General features: G+C 66.5%; 24 protein-coding genes. 13 read left to right on the forward strand and 11 right to left on the reverse strand.

Features of this window, described 5'->3' with window-relative positions; all coding sequences use genetic code 11:
- Window positions 1–244 precede the first annotated feature (244 nt).
- Window positions 245–544: a hypothetical protein gene (locus F9K20_RS01855; protein WP_290997128.1), complete on the forward strand. Its 300-nt coding sequence runs from the start codon at window positions 245–247 to the stop codon at window positions 542–544.
- Between the two features lie 174 nt (window positions 545–718).
- Here the strand turns inward: F9K20_RS01855 and F9K20_RS01860 are convergent, their stop codons facing one another.
- The 4 genes from F9K20_RS01860 to F9K20_RS01875 are packed head-to-tail and all read right to left on the reverse strand — an operon-like array spanning window position 719 to window position 3134.
- Entirely contained in the window at window positions 719–1264 is a 546-nt protein-coding gene (locus tag F9K20_RS01860) for a CoA-binding protein (protein ID WP_290997129.1), read from the reverse strand.
- 12 nt (window positions 1265–1276) lie between these two features.
- A complete protein-coding gene (locus F9K20_RS01865; RefSeq protein WP_290997130.1) occupies window positions 1277–1723 on the reverse strand; it encodes a VOC family protein in 447 nt (148 codons plus the stop codon).
- A 10-nt stretch (window positions 1724–1733) separates the two neighbouring features.
- The gene (locus F9K20_RS01870) at window positions 1734–2573 is read right to left on the reverse strand and encodes an enoyl-CoA hydratase (protein ID WP_290997131.1); all 840 of its coding nucleotides are present in this window, start codon (window positions 2571–2573) and stop codon (window positions 1734–1736) included.
- 36 nt (window positions 2574–2609) lie between these two features.
- A complete protein-coding gene (locus F9K20_RS01875) occupies window positions 2610–3134 on the reverse strand; it encodes a hypothetical protein (protein WP_290997132.1) in 525 nt (174 codons plus the stop codon).
- Between the two features lie 367 nt (window positions 3135–3501).
- Here F9K20_RS01875 and rplM point away from each other — a divergent pair, with 367 nt between their 5' ends.
- The 4 genes from rplM to argC all read left to right on the forward strand — a co-directional run bounded on the left by rplM (window position 3502) and on the right by argC (window position 6498).
- Window positions 3502–3963, forward strand: a complete 462-nt coding sequence (rplM, locus tag F9K20_RS01880; protein WP_290997133.1) for a 50S ribosomal protein L13 — start codon at window positions 3502–3504, stop codon at window positions 3961–3963.
- Window positions 3964–3967: 4 nt separating this feature from the next.
- Window positions 3968–4450: a 30S ribosomal protein S9 gene (rpsI, locus tag F9K20_RS01885; protein ID WP_290997134.1), complete on the forward strand. Its 483-nt coding sequence runs from the start codon at window positions 3968–3970 to the stop codon at window positions 4448–4450.
- 170 nt (window positions 4451–4620) lie between these two features.
- Complete coding sequence (locus F9K20_RS01890) at window positions 4621–5391, forward strand: TerC family protein (RefSeq protein ID WP_290997135.1); 771 nt, start codon at window positions 4621–4623, stop codon at window positions 5389–5391.
- Between the two features lie 117 nt (window positions 5392–5508).
- On the forward strand, window positions 5509–6498 hold the full coding sequence (argC, locus tag F9K20_RS01895) for an N-acetyl-gamma-glutamyl-phosphate reductase (RefSeq protein ID WP_290997136.1): 990 nt from the start codon (window positions 5509–5511) through the stop codon (window positions 6496–6498).
- On the opposite strand, the gene F9K20_RS01900 is transcribed toward argC, so the two are convergent.
- The 3 genes from F9K20_RS01900 to F9K20_RS01910 form a co-directional block, all read right to left on the reverse strand.
- Entirely contained in the window at window positions 6467–7540 is a 1074-nt protein-coding gene (locus tag F9K20_RS01900) for a COX15/CtaA family protein (RefSeq protein WP_290997137.1), read from the reverse strand. The two genes, argC and F9K20_RS01900, sit on opposite strands and share 32 nt — an antisense overlap.
- Window positions 7541–7643: 103 nt before the next feature.
- Window positions 7644–8711 carry a polysaccharide deacetylase family protein gene (locus tag F9K20_RS01905; protein WP_290997138.1) on the reverse strand — a complete coding sequence of 356 codons (1068 nt, stop codon included), beginning with the start codon at window positions 8709–8711 and terminating at the stop codon, window positions 7644–7646.
- Between the two features lie 154 nt (window positions 8712–8865).
- Window positions 8866–10983, reverse strand: coding sequence for an exopolysaccharide transport family protein (locus F9K20_RS01910; protein ID WP_290997139.1), 2118 nt, complete (start codon window positions 10981–10983; stop codon window positions 8866–8868).
- A 164-nt stretch (window positions 10984–11147) separates the two neighbouring features.
- Here F9K20_RS01910 and F9K20_RS01915 point away from each other — a divergent pair, with 164 nt between their 5' ends.
- From F9K20_RS01915 to F9K20_RS01930, 4 genes are all read left to right on the forward strand, one after another.
- Window positions 11148–12083 carry a polysaccharide biosynthesis/export family protein gene (locus F9K20_RS01915; RefSeq protein ID WP_290997140.1) on the forward strand — a complete coding sequence of 312 codons (936 nt, stop codon included), beginning with the start codon at window positions 11148–11150 and terminating at the stop codon, window positions 12081–12083.
- Between the two features lie 25 nt (window positions 12084–12108).
- Entirely contained in the window at window positions 12109–13239 is a 1131-nt protein-coding gene (locus F9K20_RS01920; RefSeq protein ID WP_290997141.1) for a glycosyltransferase family 4 protein, read from the forward strand.
- Window positions 13240–13345: 106 nt separating this feature from the next.
- Window positions 13346–14848: an undecaprenyl-phosphate glucose phosphotransferase gene (locus F9K20_RS01925; RefSeq protein WP_290997142.1), complete on the forward strand. Its 1503-nt coding sequence runs from the start codon at window positions 13346–13348 to the stop codon at window positions 14846–14848.
- A gap of 23 nt (window positions 14849–14871) precedes the next feature.
- A complete protein-coding gene (locus tag F9K20_RS01930) occupies window positions 14872–16242 on the forward strand; it encodes an O-antigen ligase (RefSeq protein ID WP_290997143.1) in 1371 nt (456 codons plus the stop codon).
- Here the strand turns inward: F9K20_RS01930 and F9K20_RS01935 are convergent.
- Window positions 16232–17359, reverse strand: coding sequence for a DUF1513 domain-containing protein (locus F9K20_RS01935; RefSeq protein ID WP_290997144.1), 1128 nt, complete (start codon window positions 17357–17359; stop codon window positions 16232–16234). The genes F9K20_RS01930 and F9K20_RS01935 overlap by 11 nt on opposite strands.
- Complete coding sequence (locus F9K20_RS01940; protein WP_290997145.1) at window positions 17349–18446, reverse strand: imelysin family protein; 1098 nt, start codon at window positions 18444–18446, stop codon at window positions 17349–17351. The genes F9K20_RS01935 and F9K20_RS01940 overlap by 11 nt, the downstream gene beginning before the upstream one ends.
- A 288-nt stretch (window positions 18447–18734) precedes the next feature.
- Between F9K20_RS01940 and F9K20_RS01945 the strand changes: the two genes are divergently transcribed.
- The 3 genes from F9K20_RS01945 to F9K20_RS01955 all read left to right on the forward strand — a co-directional run bounded on the left by F9K20_RS01945 (window position 18735) and on the right by F9K20_RS01955 (window position 22730).
- Window positions 18735–20009 (forward strand): imelysin family protein, encoded by a 1275-nt coding sequence (locus F9K20_RS01945; protein WP_290997146.1) that lies wholly within the window; start codon window positions 18735–18737, stop codon window positions 20007–20009.
- Between the two features lie 124 nt (window positions 20010–20133).
- Entirely contained in the window at window positions 20134–21621 is a 1488-nt protein-coding gene (locus tag F9K20_RS01950) for a di-heme oxidoredictase family protein (RefSeq protein ID WP_290997147.1), read from the forward strand.
- A gap of 47 nt (window positions 21622–21668) precedes the next feature.
- Complete coding sequence (locus tag F9K20_RS01955; protein ID WP_290997148.1) at window positions 21669–22730, forward strand: imelysin family protein; 1062 nt, start codon at window positions 21669–21671, stop codon at window positions 22728–22730.
- Between the two features lie 8 nt (window positions 22731–22738).
- On the opposite strand, the gene F9K20_RS01960 is transcribed toward F9K20_RS01955, so the two are convergent.
- Entirely contained in the window at window positions 22739–23872 is a 1134-nt protein-coding gene (locus tag F9K20_RS01960; RefSeq protein WP_290997149.1) for a choloylglycine hydrolase family protein, read from the reverse strand.
- A 263-nt stretch (window positions 23873–24135) separates the two neighbouring features.
- Between F9K20_RS01960 and F9K20_RS01965 the strand changes: the two genes are divergently transcribed.
- Window positions 24136–24645 carry a DUF1097 domain-containing protein gene (locus F9K20_RS01965; protein ID WP_290997150.1) on the forward strand — a complete coding sequence of 170 codons (510 nt, stop codon included), beginning with the start codon at window positions 24136–24138 and terminating at the stop codon, window positions 24643–24645.
- A 59-nt stretch (window positions 24646–24704) separates the two neighbouring features.
- Here the strand turns inward: F9K20_RS01965 and pgi are convergent, their stop codons facing one another.
- Window positions 24705–26354: a glucose-6-phosphate isomerase gene (pgi, locus tag F9K20_RS01970; RefSeq protein ID WP_290997151.1), complete on the reverse strand. Its 1650-nt coding sequence runs from the start codon at window positions 26352–26354 to the stop codon at window positions 24705–24707.
- Window positions 26355–26359 lie beyond the last annotated feature (5 nt).

Genomic DNA, 26359 nt, shown 5'->3' on the forward strand with positions numbered 1-26359 from the left:
CTTTAGGTCCTGAGCGATGATAGCCCGGCCCGTGAAGCGCCGGGTGGGACCCTAAGGCCCGTTGCCGTCGTGAAGAGCACCCTCGGCTTTGCGAGCCACCGCACGCGGGCGCCGAAAGGCTGCCGGAATTTGACTATGGATGGCGGTCGTTTGGCGCCCGCGTTCCCTCACTGCCGCATGCCTCGGAGCGCCCGCTCGCGAGCGGCGATGCGGCGCGCCCCGCAAGCAAAGGAGAAGAGCACGCATGCAATCCACCGCGCCGGGGAAGCGAGACAACCGCAGCGGCGGCGCCGCGCAGACGGCGCAGGAGCTGTTCGGCGAGGAGGGCTATTTCGAGAAGCGCCTGCTCGCCTCGGCCATGGGTCTGCCGCGCGTATGCCGGGTGAAGAAATGCCGGCGGCGCAAGCGCTGCTTCGGCTTAGGCGTCGTCTGCCTCGACGATCACGCCAGCCTCGCCAAGAAGCGCTTTCGCAGCGCGATGGCCATCCTCGGCTTGTCGCTATCCGACGCGGACGGCACGCCGATCAAGGGCAACGGGCAATAGGCCATGGGCGGGACTCGACTGTCATCCCGGGCAAGTGAGCGGCAGCGAACGCAGACCCGGGATCCAGCACAAGGTGCGCGCAGCTATTTAGCAATGCGGTGTCTTCGACTGGATATGCGCTGGATTCCGGATCGCCGCTGCGCAGCGTCCGGGATGACAGACGGAAAGGCGGGATCAGCGTTTGCCGAGGGCGAGGCTCTGCACGCCGGTGGGCGCCAGCTTGGGGCGCACGCTCGAGATCTGCCCCGAGTTGACGCCCGCCCAGCCGATCTCGCCCGACAGACGCCCATACTCGATCTTCGGGCAGCGGTTCATGACCACCTTCAGCCCCGCCGCCTCGGCCTCGCGCGCCGCCTCCTCGTTGCGCACGCCGAGCTGCATCCACACGACCTTGAGGCCGAGCTTGTCTTTCAGCGCGATCGCCTCGCGCGTCACCTCGAGCGCGGCCTCCGAGTTGCGGAAGATGTCGATGACGTCGACGGGGCCCGGCACGTCGGCGAGGCACGCGTATACGGTCTGCCCGAGAATCTTCTGCCCCGCATTGCCCGGGTTGACGGGGTGGATGGTGTAGCCCTTGCCCGTCAAATACTTCATGGCGAAGTAGCTCGGCCGCGAGGTGTTGGCCGAGGCGCCAACGAAGGCGAACACCCGCGCTTCGCGCAAAATGTCGGCGATGTAGTCGTCGCTGTAGCGGTCGTGGCTGGTAAGCGGTTTGCTCATGCGCGGGGTCTATCACATGTCGAGGACGACGCGGCCACCATCGTCGAGCGTGAAATAGGGGTTGTGTGCCACCTCCCACAAGTGGCCGTCGGGGTCGGCGAAGTAGCCGGCATAGCCGCCCCAGAAGGTCTTGCCCGCCGGCTTGATCAGCTTGCCGCCGGCGGCGACCGCCTCGGCGAGCGCCGCGTCGACGTCGGCCTCGCTGCGGGCGTTGTGGGCCAGCGCGATGCCGGCAAAGCCTCTAGCCGTGCCGGCGGAGCCGGTCGGCGTGTCGGCGACGGTGGCGTCCTCGGCCAGCGCGCCGCGGCCGAACAGGGCGAGCACGACGCCGCCGGCGGGAAAGAAGGTGACGTTGTCATTGGAGGCGCGCCCGGCTTTGAAGCCCAGCGCCTCGTAGAAGGCGCGCGCACGGGCGAGGTCGGCGACGCCGAGGGTGATGAGCGACAGGCGCGGCTGCATCGGCGGCTCCTCAGCAGCCCTTCCACTCCGGCTTCCGCTTGCCGAGGAAGGCGCTTATCCCCTCCTCCGCGTCGCGTGCCATCATGTTGTCGACCATCACCTGCGCCGCGTGGGCGTAGGCCTCTTTCAGCGGCATCTCGGCTTGGGCGTAGAAGGCGGCCTTGCCCATGGCGACGGTGAGCGGCGACTTGGCGGCTATCCTTTCGGCGAGGCCGATGGCTTCGGGCAGCACCTGGCTCGCCGGGACGGCCCGGTTGACGAGGCCGAGGTCGGCGGCCTCGGAAGCCGACAGCATGTCGCCGAGCAGCAGCATCTCCATCGCCCGCTTGCGCGGCACGTTGCGCGACAGGGCGACCATGGGCGTCGAGCAGAAGAGGCCGATGTTGACGCCGGGGGTGCAGAACTGGGCTTCCTCCGCGGCGACGGCGAGGTCGCACGTGGCGACGAGCTGGCAGCCGGCGGCGGTGGCGGTGCCCTGCACGGCGGCGATGATGGGCTTGGGGCAGGCGACGATGGCCTGCATCATGGCCGAGCAGCGGGTCATCGCCTCGCTGTAGAAGGCGAGGCCCTTGTCGGCGTCGGCGCGGTGGGCGATGAGCTCTTTCAGGTCGTGGCCGGAGGAGAACACGGGGCCGCTCGCGGCGAGCACGATGGCGGCGACTGATTTGTCGGCGCCGAGCTTGTCGATGGCGGCGTGCACCTCGCCGATCATGGCCAGCGACAGCGCGTTGCGCGTCGCCGGCCGGTTCAAGGTGAGGAGGGCAACGCCGGGCCGCGGCCGCTCGAGGGTGAGCAGCGGCGCCTCGGTGGTCGACGGTGTAGCGGCGGTGTGCGTGCGCTCCTGCATCATCAAGTTATCCTCGCCGGCTAAGGCCGGCCTACAATGCTACTGCAGGGCGCGCTCGATCTCGGCCCGGTGCGCCTTGACCAGCTCGACGTTTTCCAGGTGCTCGAGCCGCGGCGTGGTGTTGATCGCATCGTTTAATTCCTCAATGAGCTGCTTCTTGTCGGCGTCGGGGATCGAGGCATCGGCGGTGACGTCGGCGAGCTCCTTTTTCAACGCCTCGACCGGCTCGGTGAACTCGCCGGATTTGGAATCGAGGCCGGCCATGACGATCGAGATGTTGGCGGCGACGTCGTCGAGTTCGGAAAAGCTGCCGAGCCCGTGCTTCTTGGCAATGGCGTCGAGCTCGGCTTGCAGGCCCGCGTCGATGTTGTCGCCGGCCTCCTGCAGCTTCGTCGCCACGCTGGCGAGGTCGGGCTGCGCCGAGATGAAGCTTTTCACCTGCGCCTCGGTCAGCTTGATCTGCTTGATCGGCTCTTCCTTCGGCTCCTGCGCCGCCGCCGGAAGGCCGAGCGCTAGGCACATCACCGCCAGCAAGGGGATAAAACGTATCAGAGCCTGCCGCATTCGGTCTTCTCCCTGGGAGTTATGTTCCGCCTGCGCGGATTTGAACGGCGATTGCCATCAATATTTTGCGACGATTTCACGCCCTGAGGACAAAGCGGCGCTGATGCTTTCACTCATCTTTGCCAATTGCCTCAAACCGGCCGGCGCCGCAAGCACGCCCCCCACAGCTTTTGCGTCGTCGCCCGCTCGCCAGGCGGTATTACGTTACCACATTGCATAATACATTGATATGCTTTGTGTTTTCAGTTTTTAGCGGCAACTCAATTGACAGGCGGCGGCGGATCTGGTTTCAAGGCGCCTCTCGCGCCGGAGCGTGCAGCGCATTGGGCGCGCGCCATTCTGGCGATCCAGCATTGGAGCCCCGACTATGACGACCTACGTCGCCAAGCCCGGCGAGGTGGAGAAGAAGTGGATCCTCATCGACGCCGATGGCCTCGTCGTCGGTCGGCTCGCCGCTCTCATCGCCACGCGCCTCAAGGGCAAGCACAAGCCAATCTACACCCCGCACGTCGACTGCGGCGACAACATCGTCGTCATCAACGCCGAGAAGGTGATCTTCTCCGGCGATAAGCACAACGACAAGGTCTACTACCGCCACACCGGTCATCCGGGCGGCGTCAAGGAGACCACGCCGCGCCGGATCCTCGAGGGCAAGCACCCCGAGCGCGTGGTCGAGTTGGCGGTCGAGCGCATGCTGAAGCGCGGGCCGCTGCAGCGCAAGCTGATGCGTAATCTGAAGATCTACAAGGGCACCGAGCACCCGCACGCGGCACAGAGCCCGGAGAAGCTCGACGTGGCGAAGCTCAACCGCAAGAACGCGAGGGTCTGAGGCGATGGCGCAGGAAACCAAGTCTTTGGAAGACCTCGGCGAGATCAAGGGCGCGGCCATGGCCGCCGCCGCTCCCCAGCACGTGCAGAAGCTCGACAGCCTCGGGCGCGCCTACGCCACGGGCAAGCGCAAGAACGCGGTCGCCCGCGTGTGGATCAAGCCCGGCCGCGGCGCCATCACCGTCAACGATAAGGACTACACCAAGTATTTTGCGCGCCCGGTGCTGCAGATGCTGCTGCAGCAGCCGCTGTCGGCCGTGAACCGCGCGACGCAGTACGACATCATGGTGACTGTGGTCGGCGGCGGATTGTCCGGTCAGGCCGGCGCCGTCCGCCACGGCATCTCCAAGGCGCTGACCTACTTCGAGCCCGACCTGCGCAGCGTCCTCAAGAAGGGCGGCTTCCTGACGCGCGACAGCCGCGTCGTCGAGCGCAAGAAGTACGGCCGCATGAAGGCTCGCCGCAGCTTCCAGTTCTCCAAGCGTTAAGGAACAAGGCCGGCTTCGGCACGGTTTTCAGACGGGCCACTCCTCGGAGTGGCCCGTCGCATTTTGGCGACCTGAGACTTGCCCACCGTTCGCGGGAATGCCACATACGCGGCCGGTGGGAGACACGGCGTTGCGGCCTTTGCCGCCAACGCCATGACAGGGCAGGTGAAATGGATTGGCTGCTGCAAGACCTCGGCACGATGCTGAGCGTAGTCATTGAGGAAGCCGGTCATCTGCTCTCTCCCGAATGGTACCGGCAGAACTTCTTCGCCCTCATCAACATCACCATGATCGACCTGGTGCTGGCGGGCGACAACGCCATCATCGTCGGTCTCGCCGCCTCACGCGTGCCGAAAGAAATTCGCGCCAAGGTGATCTTCTGGGGCATCGCCGCCGCGGTGGTGCTGCGCGTCTTCTTTGCCGCCGTCACGGTACAGCTCCTGGCCATCATCGGCTTGACGCTCGCCGGCGGCCTGCTGCTTTTGTGGGTCTGCTGGAAGATGTACCTGCAGATCACCACCGGCAGTCAGCATACGGATATCGAGCCCGGCGAACCGGTGCAAAACGGCGAGCTCGGCTTTTGGACGGCCGTCGGTCTCATCACCATCGCCGACGTTTCCATGTCGCTCGACAACGTGCTGGCTGTGGCCGGCGCTGCCAAGGGCTCGACGCTGGTTCTGGTCATCGGCCTTGCCGTGGCCATCGTGCTGATGGCCGTTGCCTCGCACTACATTGCCGAGCTGCTGGTGAAGTACCCCTGGATCACGTGGATCGGCCTGCTCATCATCCTGTGGGTGGCGCTCGGCATGATTTACGAGGGCTCGCACGAGGTGACCTGCAAAGCATTCAACTTCGGCTGCTCGGAGACCTTGTGGGAGGGTATCCTGCACCGCTTGGGGCTGGCCTCGCCTCCAACCCCGGTTCCGGCCCCAGCGCCCTAGTTGCCTATCCGCAGCGCTACCTCGCGCTCTATATTATCGGCACGCAATTGACAGGCCGGTGCGCGGCGCCTTAAGCCGCGCGTGCGACAGGCCGCTTACTGCCGCGGAACCCAGCCAATGAGCACGTCACAGCACCCGAAAATCTTCATCGACGGCGAGGCCGGCACGACCGGGCTCGAGATCCGCGAGCGGCTGGCGCGCGTCGCGGGCATCGAGGTGAAGAGCATCGATCCAGCGCTGCGCAAGGATGCAGCCGCGCGCAAGGCGATGCTGCGCGAGGTCGATCTCGTGGTGCTGTGTCTGCCCGACCATGCGGCGCGCGAGGCCGTCGCCCTCGCCGACGAGTTGGGCGCCGAGGCGCCGCGCATCCTCGACGCCTCGACCGCGCACCGCGTGGCGCCCGGCTGGGTCTACGGCTTTGCCGAGCTGAATGCTGCACAGGAAGAGGCTGTCCGGAAAGCCAGCCGGGTGGCTAACCCCGGCTGCTATCCGACGGGCGCCATCGCGCTCATCCGGCCGCTCGTCGATGCCGGGATCATCCCCGCCGACTACCCGCTTACCGTCAACGCGGTGAGCGGCTATTCGGGCGGCGGCCGCAGCATGATCCAAGACTATGAGACCGGCACCGCGCCTTCGTTCGAGCTCTACGCGCTCGGCCTTGAGCACAAGCACGTGCCGGAGCTGATGCGCTATGCCGGCCTCAGCCGGCGCCCGATATTCGTGCCCTCGGTCGGCAATTTCCGCCAGGGCATGCTGGTGTCGGTTCCCTTGCACCTCGATGCCCTGCCGGGCAATCCGTGCCTGCGCGACCTCGAGTTGACACTCGATGCACATTATCGCGGCCAGGAGCTGATCAGCGTCGCCCGCGAGCCTATGGCCAAAGCCGTGCGCCTTGCCGCCGAGGAGCTCAACGGCACCGACCGCATGGAGCTGTTCGTATTCGGCAAGGCCGACCTGAAGCAGGCCGTCCTCGTTGCTCGCCTCGACAATCTCGGCAAGGGCGCCGCCGGCGCAGCGGTGCAAAACATCGGTCTGATGCTGGGGCTGGACTCGGCCGTCGCACCGGCATCTTCGGCTAAGGCGCGGCAGCCCGCGCAATTGCGCTGAGATGCAGCGTGGCGGCGGCGATCACGATGGCCGCGCCGGCCTGGTGCGCCAAGCCTAGAGCCAGCGGCACGCCCGACAGAAGCGTCCAGATGCCGATCAGCATCTGTGCAAGAAGGCAAACGGCAAGCAGAGCCGCGGACCCTACGACGCGCTCGTCGTCGGCGGAGCGTATCAGCGATACGAGGTGCACGAGCGCGAGGACGACGACGACGTACGCGACGACGCGATGATCGAACTGCGTCGTCGTCACGTTCTCGAAGAAGTTGAGATACCAGGGCGTGTGCGAGGCGAGCCCGTCGGGTACGAGCTTGCCGTCCATAAGTGGCCAGGTGTTGTGGGTGAGGCCGGCCTTCAACCCGGCGACCAGCGCGCCGAGGCCGGACTGCACGAAAATGAGGGCAAACAGCGCAATTGCCGTGCGCCGCTGGCCGCGCGTCACCGTGTGAAGACGGATGCGCCCGCTCTCAGGCCCGGCTTCGAGCGCCAGCCAGACGAGCAGCGCCAGGATCGAGAAGGCCGTAAGAAGGTGCAGCGCGAGACGGTATTGGCTGACGTCGATGCGCTCGCTGAGCCCCGACTTCACCATGTACCAGCCGATAGCCCCTTGCAGGCCACCCAGCGCGAAGATTCCAAGACACTTGAGCGCGAAGCTGCCGCGCAGCTTGCCCGTGAGCCAGAAGAAGAGGAATGGCAGGGCGAAGGCGATGCCGATGAAGCGGCCGAGAAACCTGTGTGTCCACTCCCACCAGTAGATGGCCTTGAAGGCCTCTAGCGACATACCCGCGTTGACGATCGAGTACTCGGGGATCGCCTTGTACTTGTCGAACGCCGCCTGCCAGTCGGCCTCGCTAAGCGGCGGGATGGCGCCGAGCAGCGGCTGCCACTCGGTGATCGATAGGCCGCTGTCGGTAAGACGCGTGGCGCCGCCGACGACGATCATGGCGAACACGAGCGCCGCGACGATGAGCAGCCAGACGCGTACGGCGCCATCGGCGCTGGCGCCGGCAGCGCCGCTCATGCGGTGTGGAACGGGTATGGCCAAGGCGTGCTCTGCCCCTACTCAACCTGAGGCCGGGTGATAATGGCCGGGCCATGCGCGATCAAGGCGCCGAACGCCGCGGGCGATGCTGCAGTGCGAGCAGGCTTCAGGCGGAAAGCCGCGCGCCGGCGTAGCGCTTCAGCGTGTTCATCAGCGCGAACGGAACGCCCGACAGCAGTGCCTTGACGTAGCGCAGATCCTGAAAGTCGCCGTTGAGGGAAAGACGGGGCAGCGCGGTCAGCTCGTGCGCGTGCTCGGGGTAGAGCAGCCCCTTTTGCGTGGTCACAGCCGTCTCGATGCCGAGCTCCTCGGCGAGCCGGAACTCGCGCCCACCGGCGCTTTTCGCACAGCCGTAGGGGTAGCTGAAATGGCGGCAGGGGCGCCCCAGCTCCGCCTCGATGCGGATGATGCTCTCCGCCATCTCGGCGCGCGCTTCGGCCTCGCTCAACTTGGCGAGCGCGAAATGCCGCTTCGTGTGGGCACCGATCGTGACCAGTGGATCGTCGGCAAGATCGCGCAGCTCGTCCCACGACATGACCAGATTGGCGTGCGCGGCCTTGGGGTCGATGTTGTGCGTGGCGGCGAGCTCGGCCACCACGGCGCGCGCTTGCGTCTCGGGCAGCGCGCGCAGCCACCAGTAGATCTCGTGATGCGCGGCCTCCTTCTCGGCGGCCGTCGCTAGACGGAAGTGACGCGTTTCGCCGCGCATGGCAAGGGTGATCTGCGGCGCGGCGCGCAGCACCTTCTCGAACGTCAGCCACCAGAAGTCGCCGCGGCCGTCGGCGAGGTCGGTGGTGACGTAAACGGTGAAGGGGGTGCCGTAGCGGCGGAAGACCGGATAGGCGTATTCGCGGTTGTCGCGATAGCCATCGTCGAGCGTAAAACAGGCAAACGGCCGCGCTTCATCCGCGTACTCGAGCCGCTCGCGTACCGCATCGAGCGGGATGATATCGAAACCGGCGTCGATGACCTCGCGCACGACGGAATCGAGGAAGCTCGGCGTCACCTTGAGGATGCGGCTCGGCTCGAACTCCTGTGGCGGGCTGGGATCCACATGGTGCAGCATGAAGATGACGCCAGCGCCGCGTGTGTAGGGGGCAAGCAGACTGCCGGCGCCGGAATAGTGCACGGCGGCCAGCGCCGTCTTGATGAGCGTTGTCGATCGCCTGCTCATGCTGTCCTCTTGCGCGGGGTGTCGCGCGCCGCAGCGCGTACTGCCGACACTCCAGCAATATTCGTGCAGGCGCCTTCGCTGGGTGATTAACCCACTCGGGCGAGCAGGCCGTTTGGCTAATGCCCCATTAAATGGGGCAGTCCGTCACTCTCGGTCAGCCAGTGCGCGCTTCGAGGTTGCCCCTGGCGGCGAAGCGAGCAAGCCGCTCGCGCGCCAACTGGTTCGATTTGGCACGCTCGAGGCGGAACAGCTCGATATCGGTGACCTCGAAGCCGAGGAAGCTTCCCGGCACATCCGGCATGGCACCCCGACGCTTAGGCTCGCTGACGACGATGCCGGCATCAAAGCGTCCGAGGATCGCCTCAAACAGCGCGCGCGCGACGTCGTTGCGGGCCGCCACCACGATGTGATCGTAGGCAGTGTCGAGCGCGTCGAGCGTGAGGTTGAGCTGGTCGGGGTCGAGCACGGTGTCCCGGTCGAGCACGGCGGTTCCGGCCGGGATGAAGTGTGCGCCGCTGGCCGGGATGCGGGTAACGACGTCCTCGAAGGTTGCCTTGCCCTGCAACAGCTCGTTGAGGCCGGCGCGCGGCTCGAAGCCCATTCGCTCCGCGATCCCGTGGCCCTCCGGGCTCCAATCGATGAGGATCACATCGGCGCCTGCGTCGGACATGGCCTTGACCAGCTCGACGGCCTCGGTGCCAACGTCGATCTGGTCGGAGGCGCCGGTCATCAGCGCGCGGTAGCCGCCGATGTCCTGTGGATGCGCCACCAGCTGGAGGGCAAGGTCGCCGATCGACTGCACGACGTGGACGCGGCTGGCGTCGCGCGCGAAGACGGGTAGCCCGCCGGCGCCAACGGCGGCGCCGCTTTCCCTGCCGGCAGGCTGACGCTGGGCAGGAGCGGCTCGCGCGGCGGTGAACAGCGCCCTGGTGACGACGACGGCGATGCCGAACAGCAGCGTCGCCAGAGCGACGAGGATCGCGTAGGGCAACGGCTTGGGGAAGCTCGGCACGCTGGTCGGGCGCGCCACCGACACGATCTGTGCCTCGACCGGCACCGCGCGCCGGTCGGCGGTCACGCGGTTGGCTTCGAAACGCGCCTGCAGGCGCTCGAGCTCGGCGCGCTTCGACTTGGCGACGGCCTCCAGCTGGCGCAGCTGCACTTCGTCGTCGCCGGTGCCGACGACCTGCTTCTTCATCGCTTCGAGGCTCTGGCGCACGGCGGCTTCACGCGAGGCGGCGATGGAGGCGCTCTTCTCGATGCCCTCGACGATCTTGCCCACCTCGCTCTTGATCTGGCGCTGCAGTCCTTCGAGGTCGGCGCGCAACTGGCGCATGCGCGGATGGGCGGGAAGCAACGTCGCCGACAGCTCCGACAGCTGGCGCTCGACGCGCACGCGTTGCTGCACGAGGTTCTGGATGAGCGGCGAGCGCTGCACGTCGGGAAGCGCCTCGGCATTGCCGGCGCGCACCATCTCGCGCACCGACTGGGCGCGCGCATCGGCTTCACTGCGCGCCGCCTGCGCCTTGGTCAGCTCGGCATTGAGGTCGGCGAGCTGCTGCTGGTTGAGGCCGGTGTTGTTCGGGCCGCCCTTGAAGATGTTGGCTTGAGCGCGGAAGCGTTCGACCGCCGCCTCCGCCTCGGCGACCTCCTTGACGAGCTTGTCGATCTTCGGCTGCAGCGCTTTCTGCACCTCGTCGGTTTCCGACAGGGTGCGGGTGGCGAGCAGCGTGCGATACGTCTCGGCAATGCGGTTCGCCACCTCGGCGGCGAGCTTCGGGTCGCTGGAGGTGAATTGGATGCCGATGACGCGGCTCTCTTTGGGCGAGTAGACCTCGAGGCGGCTGAAGAAGGCCTTGAGCACGCGGTCCTGCTCGCTCTCCTCGTTGCGAGTGCCGATATCGAGCGCCCGCAGGATCCGATCGAGCTTACTCGGCGGCTGCAGCGCGTCGTTGAACTCGGGGTTCTTGTCGAGCTTCTCCTCGGAGATGATCTGCAGGGCGAGGTCCGGAGACAAGAGACTACGCAGGTGCGTGTTGATCGCCTCCTTGTCGAGGCGTGCCGCCACCGAATCGAAGGTGCGGTCGTTGCCATCCTTGGGCGCGACCACCTGGATCTGTGCCTCGGACGTATAGCGCGGCGGGAATTGCGACAGGACCGCGTAGGTGATGCCGCCGGTAATGAGGCTCAGCACGATGAGCTTCGGCAGGGCGCGCCGCAGCGAGCGCCACACGGCACTGATGTCGATGTCGTCGGGGGACGCGGTGGTCATTGGGGGCCGCTTCAAATGAAGACCTAATGGTTGCTTCAAATTAGAGCGCTGTCGGGTTGCGATTTGATTAAGCGTCCAAAGATCGGACGCCCGCTCAGAATTTGTTAACCGATCGGCCCGCACAGTGAGTGTGCGACGAACCTATCCGCTCCGGCTCTCGGTCCATGTCCTTGCGCATCGCATCATTGCTGGCTGCTGCGGCCGTCCTCATGGGCGGCTGCGCGCAATCGCACCTGGCCCAGATGAGCGAGGACCTGAGCGGGCTGGGCAAGCTCGACGCCGTCAGCGTGCTGCCGGTCGATGTCATCTACGACAAGCCGGACGCCGCCACCACCGACCCGGCGCAGCCGGTCAAGGCTGCGGCTTGGGGCGAGGCCGTCGTCCAGCAGGGCGCCTCCGACAAGGTCACCGGCTGGGGCGACACTACCGTCGACCAGGTGCTGCCGCTCAAGGGCAGCGACACCGGCATCGACACCGGCACCAACACCGCGGCGCCCGCGCCCGTGAAGGTCGCCGACGGCTGGCATACCGACGCCTCTCGCATAGTCTCGCCGGTTCCCGTGGGGCCGCCGCCTGCTCCCGTCGCCTGGGGCCCCGCCGTCGTCGTCACCGCCATGCCCTCAGGCGGGCCGACTGGCTTTGAGCCCTACATCCTCGATACCGGCGACAGGCTGCGCGTGTTCGTCTACGGCCAGCCGAACCTGTCGCGGCTATACACGGTCGATCAGGTCGGCAACATCGCCATTCCGCTGATCGGCTCGGTGCGCGCCCGCGGCCGCACCACGGTCGACCTGGAACGTACCATCGCCGCCAGGCTGGGGCGCGAGTTCGTCAAGGATCCGCAAGTGACCGTGGATGTGGCGCAGAACCGTCCGTTCTTCATTCTGGGCGAGGTACGCCTCCCCGGCCAGTACCCGTTCATCTCCGGCATGACGGTCGAGCAGGCCGTCGCCGTGGGCGGCGGTTACACCGAGCGCGCCAGCAAGCGCTCGTACCGCATCACCCGCAAGCTGGGCGCCCTCATTGACCAAATCGAAGCACCTGCCGACTACCCATTGTGCCCTGGCGACACCGTTTACGTCTTCGAACGGTGGTTCTAGTTGCAGGTGAACATCGGGAGCCGGCGTGGCCGAGCGCTTGCGCATCATCCATTGTTTTCGCGCGCCCGTCGGCGGCCTGTTCCGGCACGTGCTCGACCTGAGCGGCGAGCAGGCCGCGCGCGGGCACGAGGTCGGCTACATCCTCGATTCCACCGTCTCCGACCCGCTCACCGAAGCACGCCTCGCCAAGGCTGAAGGCCACCTGACGCTCGGTATCGCGCGCATTCCCATGGGACGGTTACCGGGGCCGCGGGACCTCGCGACGAGCCGCGCCGTCCGCGACATCGCGCGCCGACTGCACGTCGACGTGTTGCATGGGCACGGCGCCAAGGGGGGCGCCTACGCGCGCCTGGCGGCACGCGAGTTGCGCCTCGACGGCCGCAACATGGCGACGTTCTACACGCCGCACGGCGGCAGCCTGCACTACAAGCTCAGCTCGCCCCAGGGTATCTTGTACGCGGCGATCGAGAAGTTCCTCGTCCGCTACACCGACGGCCTCATCTTCGAGAGCGATTTCATCCGCCGGGTCTACAATCGGAAGGTCGGCGCCCGCGGCGTGCCGGAACGGGTGATCCCCAACGCGCTGCAGCCGGGCGACTTTGCCCCACATCAGCCGAACACGGACGCAGCCGACTTCCTGTTCATCGGCGAGTTGCGGCAGCTGAAAGGCGTCGATGTCCTGTTGCAGGCCATCGCGCGCCTCGCGGCCCTGCGGCCCGTGCGCGCCGTCATCGTCGGCGCGGGGCCTGACGCCACCGCATTCAAAGCTCTGGCCCATCAGCTTGGTCTCGATGCCGTCGTCGATTTTCGCGACGCGATGCCGGCTCGCGCCGCCTTCGCGCTCGGTCGCAGCCTCGTTGTCCCGTCTCGAGCCGAGAGCATGCCGTACATCGTCCTGGAAGCAGCCGCCGCCGGCATACCGCTGCTGGCCACCAACGTCGGCGGCATTCCCGAGATCGTTAACGGCACCGGCACGCCTCTCATGCCGCCGGGCGACGCCGAGGCCCTGGCGCGCGCCATGCAGGGCTTCCTCGATGACCCCGAGGGCGCCAAAGCGCGCGCCGAGCGCCTGAAAACGGCAGTCGCCGAGCGCTTCACAGTCGCGCGGGCGGCCGACGAGGTGCTGGCCTTCTACGCCGAGCGTCTCGGCCGCTAACCTTACCTGCAAAGCTTACCGACCGAGCTGCCCCGCATCCGCGCCGTGGCACGAAGTCTGCTTACGAGTTGGGCAGTCTCGCGTCACAGGTCACGGATCCCACCGAATGCTCAACATTGGCCACGCCTCCGTTCCGCAGACGGTACCCATTGCGCGCCAAGCCCCGCGCCTCGCCGATTTCCGCTTCGACGACAAGACCAGCCTCATGTCGATGGTCGTCATCCGCGGGGCCGTGCGCGCACTCGACATCGTCCTCGTCTGCATGCTCGGCCTGGTGGTCGCAGAGTTCTACGTCGACGAGCCGGTGATCATCGGCAACCCCTACTACATGGCAGCGATCGGCATGACGGCGGTGGTAACCGCTGCCGGCTTCGACATGCTCGGCCTTTACTCGCATGCCTCGTTCAACTCCTTCATCCGGCAGATGCCGCGCGTCCTGATTGCGTGGACGGCTGCCTTTGCACTGCTGCTCGCTGGCGCCTTCTTCCTCAAGGCTGGCCACGAATTCTCCCGCGTCTGGTTCGCCGCCTGGTACGTCACCGGCATCGTCGTATTGCTCGGCGAGCGCCTCGTCGTCGCCGGAATCGTTCGTCGCTGGACGCAGCAGGGGCGGCTCTACCGCCGCGCCGCGATCTATGGCGGCGGCGTCATTTCGGAGAAGCTGATCTCCGACCTCGAGGTCGACGTCGACAGCGACATCCGCATCACCGGCATCTTCGACGACCGCAGCGATGACCGCGTCGATCGCGTCATTGCCGGCTACCCGCGCCTCGGCGGGCTGAAGCAGCTCGTCTCCTTCGCCCGCAACTCGCGCCTCGACCTCGTCATCGTCGCACTGCCGATCACCGCCGAGAAACGCGTGGTCGAAGTGACGCGCTCGCTGGCCGTGCTGCCGGCCGATATCAAGCTGCCGGCGCGCGCCACCGAGCTGCGCTTCACCCCCGGCACCTACTCGCGCATCGGCAACGTCGCCATGATCGACTTGCTGGAGAAGCCCATCGCCGACTGGGGCTCGGTGTCGAAGTGGGTGTTCGACAAAGTGGTCGGCACCTTGGCGCTCATCTTTCTGGCGCCGCTCATGCTCGCCGTCGCAGCAGCGATCAAGCTCGACAGCCGCGGCCCCGTGCTGTTCCGCCAGAAGCGCTACGGCTTCAACAACGAGCTGATCGAGGTGTTCAAGTTCCGCTCGATGCACACCGACCGCTGCGACGCCAACGCCGCCAAGCTCGTCACCAAGGACGATCCGCGCGTGACTCGCGTCGGGCGCTTCATCCGCAAGACCAGCCTCGACGAGCTGCCGCAGCTGTTCAACGTCATCCTCGGCAACCTGTCGCTGGTCGGGCCGCGTCCGCATGCGCTCGAGGCGAAGGCCGCCGGCGACCTCTACGACGAGGTCGTCGATGGATACTTCGCACGTCACAAAGTGAAACCCGGAATTACCGGTTGGGCACAAATCAACGGCTGGCGGGGAGAGACCGACACTCCCGAAAAAATTCAGAAGCGCGTTGAATGCGACATTTACTATATCGAGAACTGGTCGCTGCTGCTCGATACCTACATCCTGCTAAAGACGCCCTTCGCGCTGCTCAAGTCTGAGAACGCCTACTGAGCGGTGAGCGCGGGAGCGCAAGGATGACGGTCATCGCCGCAGACATTGACAGTGGCGGCGCCGCGCCCGGCACAGTTGCAGCGCGGCGCGGCCTCGTCACTCGGCTGGCGCTTGCCGCCGTAGCGCTGACGATTGCGGCGAGCGGCATCGTATTCACTGAGCCGGCGCCGGTCGACGCGCTCACCGTCGGCCTCATCGTGCTGCTGCCGACCATCGGACTAGTTGCCTTCAATCCTGGGATTTTGGCCTTCGGCGCGCTGTGGCTCGTCGCCGGTGCCGGCGCCATCCTCGCCGCCTCGTTCTCGCTCGACCTCAGGGCGACGGCGACCCATGTCGCCGTGACGCTCTATCTCTACGCCGCGTGCTTGATATTTGCCGCGTTCGTCGCCCGCTCACCCCGCGCTCACACCCAGCTGATCCTCAAGGCGTGGACCTTTGCCGCGTTCCTAGCGTGTGGCGCCGCCGTGCTCGGCTATTTCGGACTGATCCCCGGCGGCTATGAGGTCTTTACGCACAACGACCGCGCCAGCGGCACGTTCAAGGACCCCAACGTGTTCGGGCCGTTCCTCGTCGTGCCGCTGCTCTACGTGCTCAATTCGGCCCTGGAGCGCTCGCTCGGCAAGATGCTGCTGCCGCTCGCCGGCGCCGCGTTCCTCGCGCTCGGCGTCTTCTTGAGCTTTTCGCGCGGCGCCTGGATCAATCTCGTCGTGGCTCTCGCAATCTACGGCTACCTGCTCCTGGTGACGACGCGGCAAGCGCGTGTACGCCTGAAGTTCATCGGACTGCTCGCGGCGGGAGGCATCCTTGCCGCCGGCGGTGTCATCGCCGCGCTCAGCTCCGATCAGGTCGCCGACCTGCTCAGTCAACGTGCCAGCTTCGAGCAGTCGTACGACACCGGCACCGAGGGGCGCTTCGGCGGCCAGGAGAAAGCCGTCGGGCTTATCGTCGAGCACCCGCTCGGCATCGGCGCCAAGGAATTTTCCGCCCGTCACCATCCAGAAGAGGTGCACAACGTCTACCTGACGCTGCTCTTGAGCGCCGGCTGGCTGGGGGGCGGCATCTACTTGATCCTCGTAGCGCTGACGCTCATGCTCGGCTTCCGCTTCACCCTGAAGGCGACCGACACGCGTATGCTGTTCCTCGTCGTCTTTGCCGGATTCGCCGCGACGGCGTTCGAGGGCGTCATCATCGATAGCGATCACTGGCGCCACTTCTACCTCATGATGGCCATCATCTGGGGAGTGATGACGGCATCGCCGGCGCCGCAGCGTGCGCCCGTGATCGAGCGCCGGGTGCCGCGTCTATTGCGTCCGTTGCCGCGCGCGCATCTGCCAGCCCTCGACGCCCGCACCTCATCGGATCGGCGCCACGCGCGGCTTGATCTCAGCCGATGAGGCGCAGGTGATTGTCGAACGCGCGGCCGGGAAAGGTCGTCGTTACCAGATGAGTGTGGTCCGGCCGATCGGTCTGCAACACGCCCATGCCGGAGCTCATCGCGAACCCTGAGCGCGAAGCCCCCGTCACACCGCAGCCATCCATCAGCAGCGTCTCGCCGATGATCGCTGCGCGCTCGGTGTCGACATAGATGATGCGGCCGGCGCGCGGAGCCGAAGCCGCAATGATGCGCCCATCGCCACTGACGGCAACGGCGCCGATGTACCCGGCCAGCTCCGCACCCATCGGCCTTGCCGGCTCGACGATCCGCAGCGGCTGATCGAGGCCGGCGCATCCGACGAGTTCCGGCGTCTCCGCGTCCGCCCCCTCCCACTGGCAGCCGAACCACACGAGCCCGCGCGCATCCTGCGCCAGGTGGCGGATCGACAGCTTGTGTAGGCTGGCGCGCTGCATGTGTTGGGAAAGGAGCCTGCCGCTCGCGCTGTCGATGAAGGCCAGCGAGGGCTGCATGGATGAGAGATTGAGCTTCTCGCGCCCCGTCTCGATGTGAGTCTCGATGCCGCCGTTGGCGACGGCGAGCGTCTTGCCGTCGGCCAGGAGGATCACCTCGTGCGGACCGATGCCGTAGGTGGGAAACTCGCCGATGCGGCGATAGTTGCCCATAGCGTCGTAGACGCCGATGCGCCCGTCGCGCGTGTCGTTATCGTGCTCGGTGGCATACAGAAGCCGCCCGTCGCGCGCGAACACGCCATGGCCGTAGAAGTGGCGGTTGGCGGGGGTGGTGAACAGCACCGGCTCCCGTCGATCGTGCAGGTCGAAGGCGAGCGCGAACGAGCCGGGGCGACGGGCGAACACCACCGCCTGTCCGCTGGCGCGGTCGAGCGCGATGTCGTGGCCACGCCCTTCGAGCGGCAGCTCGCGCAGGACGGTGCCGTCGAGCGACAGCACCACGACCGAATAGCTGCCGTCGGGCCGGCGGCAGGCTGCGATGAGATCGCCTGCCGCGACGCCGCTGCCGAGGTCGCCGTCAAGCATGCCGGCGAATGCGCGCGTGGCACCCGCCGACGCCATGGTGAGCGCCGTGCCAATCAGGAAGTGCCGCCGGTCAATCGCCATCGAGCTCGTTGAACCCTACCGTCAGTCCCGCCAGCGGGGCGATCTCGCGCCCCACCAGCTTGCGAATGCCCTCGACGTGAAAGCGCACCATGCGCAGCTCGCGCTCGCGGTCCTTGTGGTCCTTGGCGCGCGGGATATTTTCTACCGCGGCGGGTGCGTCGCGAGCCAGCCTCTCGAATGCCGCGGAGATCCAGCGCGGCATCCAACCCTTGTCGCTGGGGACGCTGCGAGCAAGGCCCATCGTCTCGTAGAGAGCCTTGGCGGAGGCGATGCCAGAGACGATATAGCGCGCGCTGAGCCCGGAGCGCTGAAAGGGCAAGCGAGGCGGCTTGTCGGGGGTAGCGATAGCCGCGATCATCGGTGCGACCTCGCGGTCCTGGATCATCTGCAGCCCGGTGACGAGCGCGCGCGCAAAATCTGCCGCGGCCTCCTCCGCCGTCTTGTATGGGGTCCCCTGCGGGTCGGGCTCGAGCATGCGGCGGCGCCAACCTCCTTCGCCATCCCATTCGGCGACGACCTCGGAAGCGAGACCGTTCATCGCTCGCGCTATGGCCAGAGCCAGCCGGCAGCGGTAGCGGGCGTCGTCGTCAGCGCCGGTGATCGGGTGTTCGTCGTCGTGGAGCAGGACCTCGAGGGCCGATAAACCCTGTACGGCGGCGCTCTTCTTGGCGAGTGTGACGGGATCGAGCGCGGTCGCGTCGCGCTTGGCGATGAGCGCATTGATCTGGCGCTGCGCAACGCCGCGCGGATCGGGCCAGAAATAGAACCGCTCGGGGCGCCCGATCTCGGACATCGGGCCGAAACGGAGGAACTCCGCCTCCGCCCAAGCGAGCGCCGTCTCCGCAAAATCGCGCTTGGCGTTGGCGAGCCCGCCCTTGGCGCCATCGCAGATGCGCGCGATGTCCGCGGCGAGGCCTCCGCTCGCCTGTTCCAGACGCTTGAAGCGCGGCAGAACGTAAGAATCGATGACGCGCGCGCTGAGCTTGGAAAAGGACGGCGCAGCCGGGGCAGCCGGCACCGTGCCGGCAGGCGCGATGATGCTGAAGATGCAGACGGCGGCGAGGCCCCGCGCGGCAGCTCGTGTCATCTTCATCCGATCCAGCACCGCCGGCACCTTTTGCCGCCTGGCCTGCGTTCTCTTACCGCAAGCGAAGGGCTTTATCGTCGCCCGGCCCAATGGCGTTCATTGGACCGATTTCATAAAGTGCCGCGAGACAAAAATATTCTTGACTTCGGCAGTCTGAAATCATTGAGATCACCCGCAAAAGTGCGCGCACACATGCGACTACTGGCCGAGATTAGATCGGCAGCTTGCCGGTGGCGCTGCCGACAGAGCCGAGGCAGATTTGGTCCAAATTCTAGAGGTGCAATGGACATGCTGAGAGCGCTAGCTGCCCCCACAGTATGCCTCCTCTGTGCCGCTGCCTTACCGCCAGTTGCCGCCGCCGATGCGCCCGATGTTGCGGCGGTAGCGAAGACCTATGCCGACATCGCCGAGGCCGGCTATACCGACTCGCTGATCGAGGCGCGCAAGCTCGAGGCGGCGATCGACACACTGATCAAGACGCCGACGGAAGACAACCTTGCTACCGCACGCAAAGCGTGGATCGCCGCGCGCGTGCCTTATATGCAGACGGAGGCGTTCCGCTTCGGCAACAAGATCGTCGACGACTGGGAGGGCCGCGTGAATGCCTGGCCGCTCGACGAGGGGCTGATCGACTACGTGTCGCAGGACTACGTCGATCAGGCACCCGCCAACGACCTCTACGTCGCCAACATCATCGCCAACACCTCGATCAAGATCGCCGGCGAGCCTGTCGACACCTCGAACATCACCAAGGAGCTGCTGTCGGGCAAGCTGCAGGAGGCCGGCGGCGTCGAGAGCAATGTGGCGACCGGCTATCACGCCATCGAGTTCCTGCTCTGGGGACAGGACCTCAACGGCACCGGCCCCGGCGCCGGCAACCGCCCGGCGACGGACTACGATACCAAGAGCTGCACGGGGGGCCATTGCGATCGCCGCGCCCAATATCTGGAGGTGGTCACCGATCTGCTGCTCGATGACCTTGCATTCATGGCCGCCCAGTGGGGCCCGGATGGCGCCGCTCGCCAGGCGGTGATGGCCGATGGCGGCCGCGCCGCGCTCATTGCCATCTTCAAGGGGCTCGGCAGCCTGTCGTACGGCGAGATGGCCGGCGAGCGCATGAAGCTCGCCCTCCTCATCCACGACCCGGAGGAGGAGCACGACTGCTTCTCCGACAATACGCACGACGCGCACTATTACGACGCGCTCGGCATCCGCAACGTCTACCTCGGCAGCTACAAGCGCCTCGACGGCTCGGTCGTCGCCGGCCCCAGCCCCTCCGACATCGTGCGCGCCAAGTCGGCCGAGGCCGACGCGCGCACGCAGTCTGCACTCGATGAAACGATGAAGCTCATGGACGCGATCGGGCAGCGGGCCAAGGGCGGCGAGGCCTACGATCAGATGATCGGCGAAGGCAACGAGGCGGGAAACGCCCTCGTCGACGAGGCGATCCAGGCGCTCATCGCCCAGGCGAAGGAATTCGAGCGCGATATCACCGCTCTCGACCTGAAAGCGATCGAGTTCGAGGGTTCCGACAGCCTCGACAGTCCCGGCAACGTCAGGTGAAGCCAACGTGCCTCAGCGCGGCCAACGATCCCGTAGCTCGTGCGGCGCAAGCAAGCATTCGGCTGCGCTGCCGCACGCCGGTAACCGATAAGCGCGCATGCCCCAGAGCCCCAACAATCGGCCATTGAGACTGCGGCTCCCGCTGCTCCTCGTTCCCGGACTGACGGCCGTCTGCCTGGCTGCTGCAGCGCTAGGCGGCGCGCCGGCTCCCGTCCGCATCAGCGAGGCTGCAATCCCCAACGAGCCTGGCGAGGAAAGTCCCGGCGGCAGCGCGACGACCCGGGATAGCATCGACACGCGCGAGGCCTTCTCACACTTCTCGCACGGCATCGGCCTCGAGGGGGAAGCCAAGTTCAAGGTCGGCAATGCCATCTTCCGCAAGCTGTGGGTCTCGGCCCCCTCCTCGACGACGAGCTCCGACGGCCTGGGCCCGCTCTATAACTCCCGCTCCTGCCAGAGCTGTCACCTGAAGGACGGGCGCGGGCGCCCGCCAGCGGCGAATTTCCCTGCCGATACGGCGGAATCGATGTTCCTGCGCCTCTCCATCCCGCCGCAGAACGACGAGCACCGCCGCCTGCTCGCCGAGCGCCACGTCAACACCATCAACGAGCCGACCTACGGCGAGCAATTGCAGAACATCGCCATCCAGGGCCTCGACAACGAAGGCCACATGCACATCGACTACAAGGAGGAGCCGCTGGCGCTCGGCGACGGCACCGTCGTCAGCTTGCGGCGTCCGACCTACAGTATCGAAGGGCTCAAGTACGGCCCGCTGCACCCCGACACCATGCTGTCGCCGCGCGTCGCGCCACCGATGATCGGAGTCGGCTTGCTCGAGGCTATTCCCGAGGCCGATATCCGCACCAGGGCAGACGCCGGCGACAAGGACAAGGACGGCATCTCTGGCCGCACCAACGAGGTGTGGTCGGCGGAGCATAACAAGGTCGCGCTCGGACGCTTCGGCTGGAAGGCCGGCAAGCCTTCCGTGCGCGAGCAGGCGGCCGGCGCCTTTGCCGGCGACATGGGGCTGTCCACCCCGCTCGTCCCCAATCCGTCGGGCGACTGCACCGCGGCTCAGCCAGCCTGCCTCAACGCGCCCAACGGCAACACCGAGCGGGACGGCGGCCTCGAGGTCGGCGCCAAGCTGTTCGACCACGTGGTGTTCTACTCGCAGAACCTCGCTGTGCCGCCGCGCCGCAACTTCAACGATCCAGCGGTCAATCGCGGCAAGACATTGTTCTATGCGCTTCGCTGCCAGAGCTGCCATACGCCCTCGTTCACGACCGGGAAGGTCGAAGGCCAGCCGCACTTGAGCAAGCAGAAGATCTGGCCGTACACCGACCTTCTGCTGCACGACATGGGCGAGGGGCTTGCCGATAACCGCCCCGAGGGGATGGCCGACGGACGCGAGTGGCGCACGGCGCCGCTGTGGGGGCTCGGTCTGACCAGGCTCGTGAGCGGCCACACGCAGTTCCTGCACGACGGACGCGCGCGCAGCATCGAGGAAGCAATCCTGTGGCACGCCGGGGAGGCGAAATCCGCCCGCGACGGGTACGCGGCGCTCTCCAAGGCTGATCGCGAGGCGCTGATCAAATTCGTGGAGTCGCTTTGAGGAAGGGATGCCGGCGCGGCGCACGGGGGTGCGTGCTTTGGGCGGCGATGCTCCTGGCTGCAGCGCAGAGTCCGACCGCCGCGTTCGACGACGCGGCGCTTGCGCGGCGGAGCTACGACAACATCATACTGCCGGGCTACGCGCGTTTCGCTGAAGCCGCGCGCGCATTCGCCGCCGAGGCCGACCAGCTTTGCCAAGCCCCATCGCCAGCGGCGCTCGATGCCACGCGCGCCGTGGCGCGCGACGCGCTACTCGCCTTCGGCCGCATCGAGCCCTTCCGCTTCGGCCCGATTACCGCCAAGCAGCGCCTCGAGCGGCTGCTGTTCTATCCCGATCCGCACGGCATCGTCGGCAAGCAAACGAGCCGGCTGCTCGCCAAGGGCGACGCGGCCGACCTCGATCCAGAGAAGCTCGCCAGAGCTAGCGTCGCGGTGCAGGGCTTCGGAGCCGTCGACGCCGTGCTTTACGGCAACGGCTCGGAAGTGCTGGCCGCGGGCCGGCCCGACGCCGGATTCCGCTGCCGCTACCTGCGCGCGCTCGCCCTCGGCATCGCGCAGATTGCCGGCGATGCGCATGCCGAATGGGCCGCAGACTATGGGCGCACGTGGCTGCAGCCAGGGTTCGGAAACATGGAGTATCTCACGGCCGAGGAGACGACACAGGCGCTGTACCGCGCCTACGTGGCGGAGCTGGAGGTGACCCGCCTGCAGCGCCTGGCACCGCTGCTGGGCGGCGAGGCGAAGGCATCCGCTGCAGCAACGCCGCTACTGCCGCACAGCGACCTCGGCCTGGCGTTCAGCCTCGCCGGCATCGAAGGCGCGCGCACCATCCTCGGGCCGAGCGGGTTCCTCGCCGGCGCGCTTGCAGCCAGCGACAAGGAGCGCTCGGCCATCTCCATCCTCGGCAGCGTCGCCACCGATCTCGGCTTCGCCCTGCGCGCCGGGGAGGCCGCAGAGGAAGCGGTGCCAAACGCCCTCGCCGACCGCCCAGCGCTGCAGCGACTAGCGCCGATGCTGCTGTCGCTCAAGAACGCTGAGGACACAGGGCGCGCCGCGCTCGGAGAGCTCACCGGACGCACGCTTGGCTTCAACTCGCTCGACGGCGACTGAGCGCGCGACTATTCCGCCGCCTCGGCTGTTTTCCGCGGCTGGAACTGGCCCGACATGTCGACCACGGACTGCGCGGCCGTCGGAGACGGCAGACGCATCACGTCCTTGGCATTGAGATCGAAATGATTGAGATCGACCATGCGGATCGTCTGGTCATCGTAGCTCTTATAGTAGACACGCAGGCTCTGCGGGTCGCGCATGGTGGTGAAGATCGTCTGATCGGCGTGCGTGACGCCTTGCGCCTCGACGCGCGCGATGCCGTAGGGAATGTCGAAGTTGTTGAGGATGTGGAAGCCGCTCAAGATTCCCGACTGCGCATCGGGTACGGCGAACGCAGTGGCACTGAACACGGCGGCGCGCACGAAGCGCGAAGGCGGCGTGAAGTCGCCCGGCAGCCCGAGCATTCCCGCCCCCATGCCGAAGCTCTGGAACGTCGTCCCGTCGAGCTTCACCGGTGGCACGTCGCGCGGGCTGAGCGCGATGTAGTTGCGCAGGTTCGTCATGTGCCAGTCGAAGCTCGGCGAGTTGGTGAGCACGCCCAGCGGATTGTCACTCACGACCAGCTTGCCGCCGAGCGGCTCGATGACGATGCTCTTGCCGCTCTTATCGTAGACGACCCAGTGGAAGGGCTGCACCGTCGGCGGCCAACCCGGCAGCAGCGTCGGCGCGACGATAGCCTCGCCGGCTTCGACTGCCGCACGGACCTCATCGACGGTGGCGAACTGGGTGAGGATCCACGTCGAGAAGTCGATGGACGACATCGACTTCGACTGATTTTCGGGCGTCGTCGGCGTGTACTCGGCCGCGGTGGGGAAATAGAAGGCGCCGATGGCGAGCCCCTTCTCGTTGACGCCATCCATGACGCCGAGGTTGCCGAATACGATGGCGCCGAGCACGCCGTAGCGTGTCGTCCACTTTTTGCCGTCGCCCAGCGGCGTCTGGCCCGTGAAGTTGTAGTTGCGCGGCAGGACGGCGTACGTGATATCGAGCGGGATACCGAACTCCACCGTGCGTCCGTGCACGATCGTGCCGTCGGCATTGCGCAACATGATGCCGGTGCAGGCGCTGGCGCCCTGCGCGGCGGCGAAGGTGAGGATCGCGGCGAGCGCAAGGGCGCGGAAAAGCACTGAATGGCGGTTCATGGGTCGGGCTCCCTGGTCCGGTCGCAAGGGCGCCGGCTGGGGACCAAGACATACAGAAGCTTGCTTGAGATCCGGTGCGATCGATCGTTCGAATTGTCTGCGATGGCGGGCGGCCCTGCTGCACTGCAGCAGGGCCTGCTCGTGAAGCACAAGAGACTGTCTGTGTTGCGCTTCTGCCACGCCATTGCGGGCTAACATTCCCCTTGTGTCGAGAGACCAGAGCAACAAGGGCTCCGGCACAGAAAACCTAGGGGAGAAGACAAATGGATCTCGTTACGGCACTGGCTCTCAGCATCGGCCTTTTAGGAGGCGTTGCGACCTATCTTTATCTTTCCGATCCGCTCATGCTCGGCCTGCAGATCTGGGCAGCGTTCATCGCCTGGGCGAGCTTCTTTCACTGCGGCGGCAAGATCCAAGGTTTCTTTTCGAGCATCCTCGCCAACTTGTGGGGCGTGGTGTGGGGCGCGCTCACGCTCATCGCTTTCTCCAATCTCGACCTCGGCTTGGCTGCTCCGATCTGGGCGGGCATCTGCGTGGCGGTCGGTGTCGCCCTGATGATTTTGGGCAGCAAGATCCCGATCTTCTCGGCAATCCCGGCGACGGTCTATGGCTACGCTGCCACGGTCGCACTCGCGCTGCTGACGAACACGGTGCCCGGCCTCGTCGAGCCGACGCTCACCAATCCGGCGGCGATCGTCGCGATGTCGATGATCGGCGGCGCCATCTTCGGCCTCATCTCCGAGGCGCTGGCTGGCGCGTTGGCAAGGTCGTAAGCGCGGGCGAGCAACGGACGTAGCGCCATTGGGTGGTTTGCCCAATGGCGTTGCGTTGCTTAGTGGCCGCGGGCGCGATGCTCGCGGTAGCGGTGGATCAGTGCGTTGGTGGAGCTATCGTGCTCGAGCTTCGGCTCGTCCGCAGCGCGCAACTCGCCGATGATCTTCTCTGCCAGCACCTTGCCGAGCTCGACCCCCCACTGATCGAACGAGCCGATGCCCCAGACAGCGCCCTGCACGAACACGCTGTGCTCATAGAGCGCGATGAGCGCCCCGAGCGTGCGCGGATCGAGCCGCTCGGCAAGGAGCATGTTGCTCGGCCGGTTGCCTTCCATGACGCGGTACGGCACGTCTGCAGCTTCCACGCCCTCGGCAGCGACCTCCTCAGCCGTCTTGCCGAAGGCCAGTCCTTCCGCCTGGGCGAAGAGGTTCGCCGTCAGCAAATCGTGCGGCGCCGCGAGCGGGCTCATAGGCTCGAGGAAGCCGATGAAGTCGGCTGGCACGAGGTGCGTTCCCTGGTGCAGCAGCTGGTAGAAGGAGTGCTGGCCGTCCGTGCCCGGCTCGCCCCACAGGATCGGACCGGTCCCATAGTCGACACGGCGGCGCGTCAGGTCCACGCACTTGCCGCTGCTTTCCATCTGCAGCTGCTGCAGGTAGGCGGGGAAGCGCGCGAGATTTTGCGCGTAGGGAAGCACCGCCAGCGTCTCGGCGCCGAAGAAGTCCGCATACCACACGGTCAAGAGCCCCAACAGAACGGGCAAGTTCCTGTCGAGCGGCGTGGTGCGGAAGTGCACGTCCATGTCATAGTAGCCGGCCAGCATGGCGCGGAAATTCTCCGGCCCGACGGCGAGCATCGTCGACAGGCCGATGGCCGAATCGAGCGAGTAGCGTCCTCCCACCCAGTCCCAGAATTCGAACATGTTGGAAGTGTCGATGCCGAAGGCGCGCACGCCGGCGGCGTTGGTCGACACGGCGGCGAAGTGCTTAGCGACGGCGGATTCATCGCCGAGCTTGTTGATGAGCCAGGCGCGCGCCACGTCGGCATTGCTCATCGTCTCCAGCGTCGTGAAGGTCTTGGAGGAGACGATGAACAGGGTCTCGGCGGCGTCGAGATCCTGCGTTGCTTCGGTGAAGGCGGCGCCGTCGACATTGGCGATAAAGCGAAAGCGCAAGTTTCGGTCGCTGTAGCGGCGCAGGGCCAGGTAGGCCATCTCGGGGCCGACGTGCGAGCCGCCGATGCCGATGTTGACGACGTTGCGGATGCGCTTGCCGGTGTGCCCCTTCCAAGCGCCGGAGCGCACGCGAGTGGAAAAGTCCGCCATGCGGTCGAGCACGGCGTGCACGGCGGGGACGACGTTGCGGCCATCGACCTCGATCACGGCATCGCGCGGGGCCCGCAGTGCGGTGTGCAGCACGGCGCGGCGTTCGGTGACGTTGATCTTGTCGCCGCGGAACATTGCCGCGCGCTTCTCCGTCAACCCGCGCTCCTCGGCGAGCTTGACGAGGAGCGCAACGGTCTCGCCAGTGATGCGGTTCTTGGAATAGTCGAGGAAGATGCCGGCGCCTTCGGCGGTGAAGCGCACGGCCCGTTTCCGGTCGTCGACAAATAGCTTGCGCAGGTGCACGTCTTTGATCGCCGCATGGTGCTCGGCGAGCGCCTGCCAGGTGGCGCTCGAGGTGAGCGGCGCCTCGGCCGAGTCGCGGATCATTGGCG

The organism is Hyphomicrobium sp., from assembly GCF_009026145.1.
Classification (GTDB): domain Bacteria; phylum Pseudomonadota; class Alphaproteobacteria; order Rhizobiales; family Hyphomicrobiaceae; genus Hyphomicrobium_A.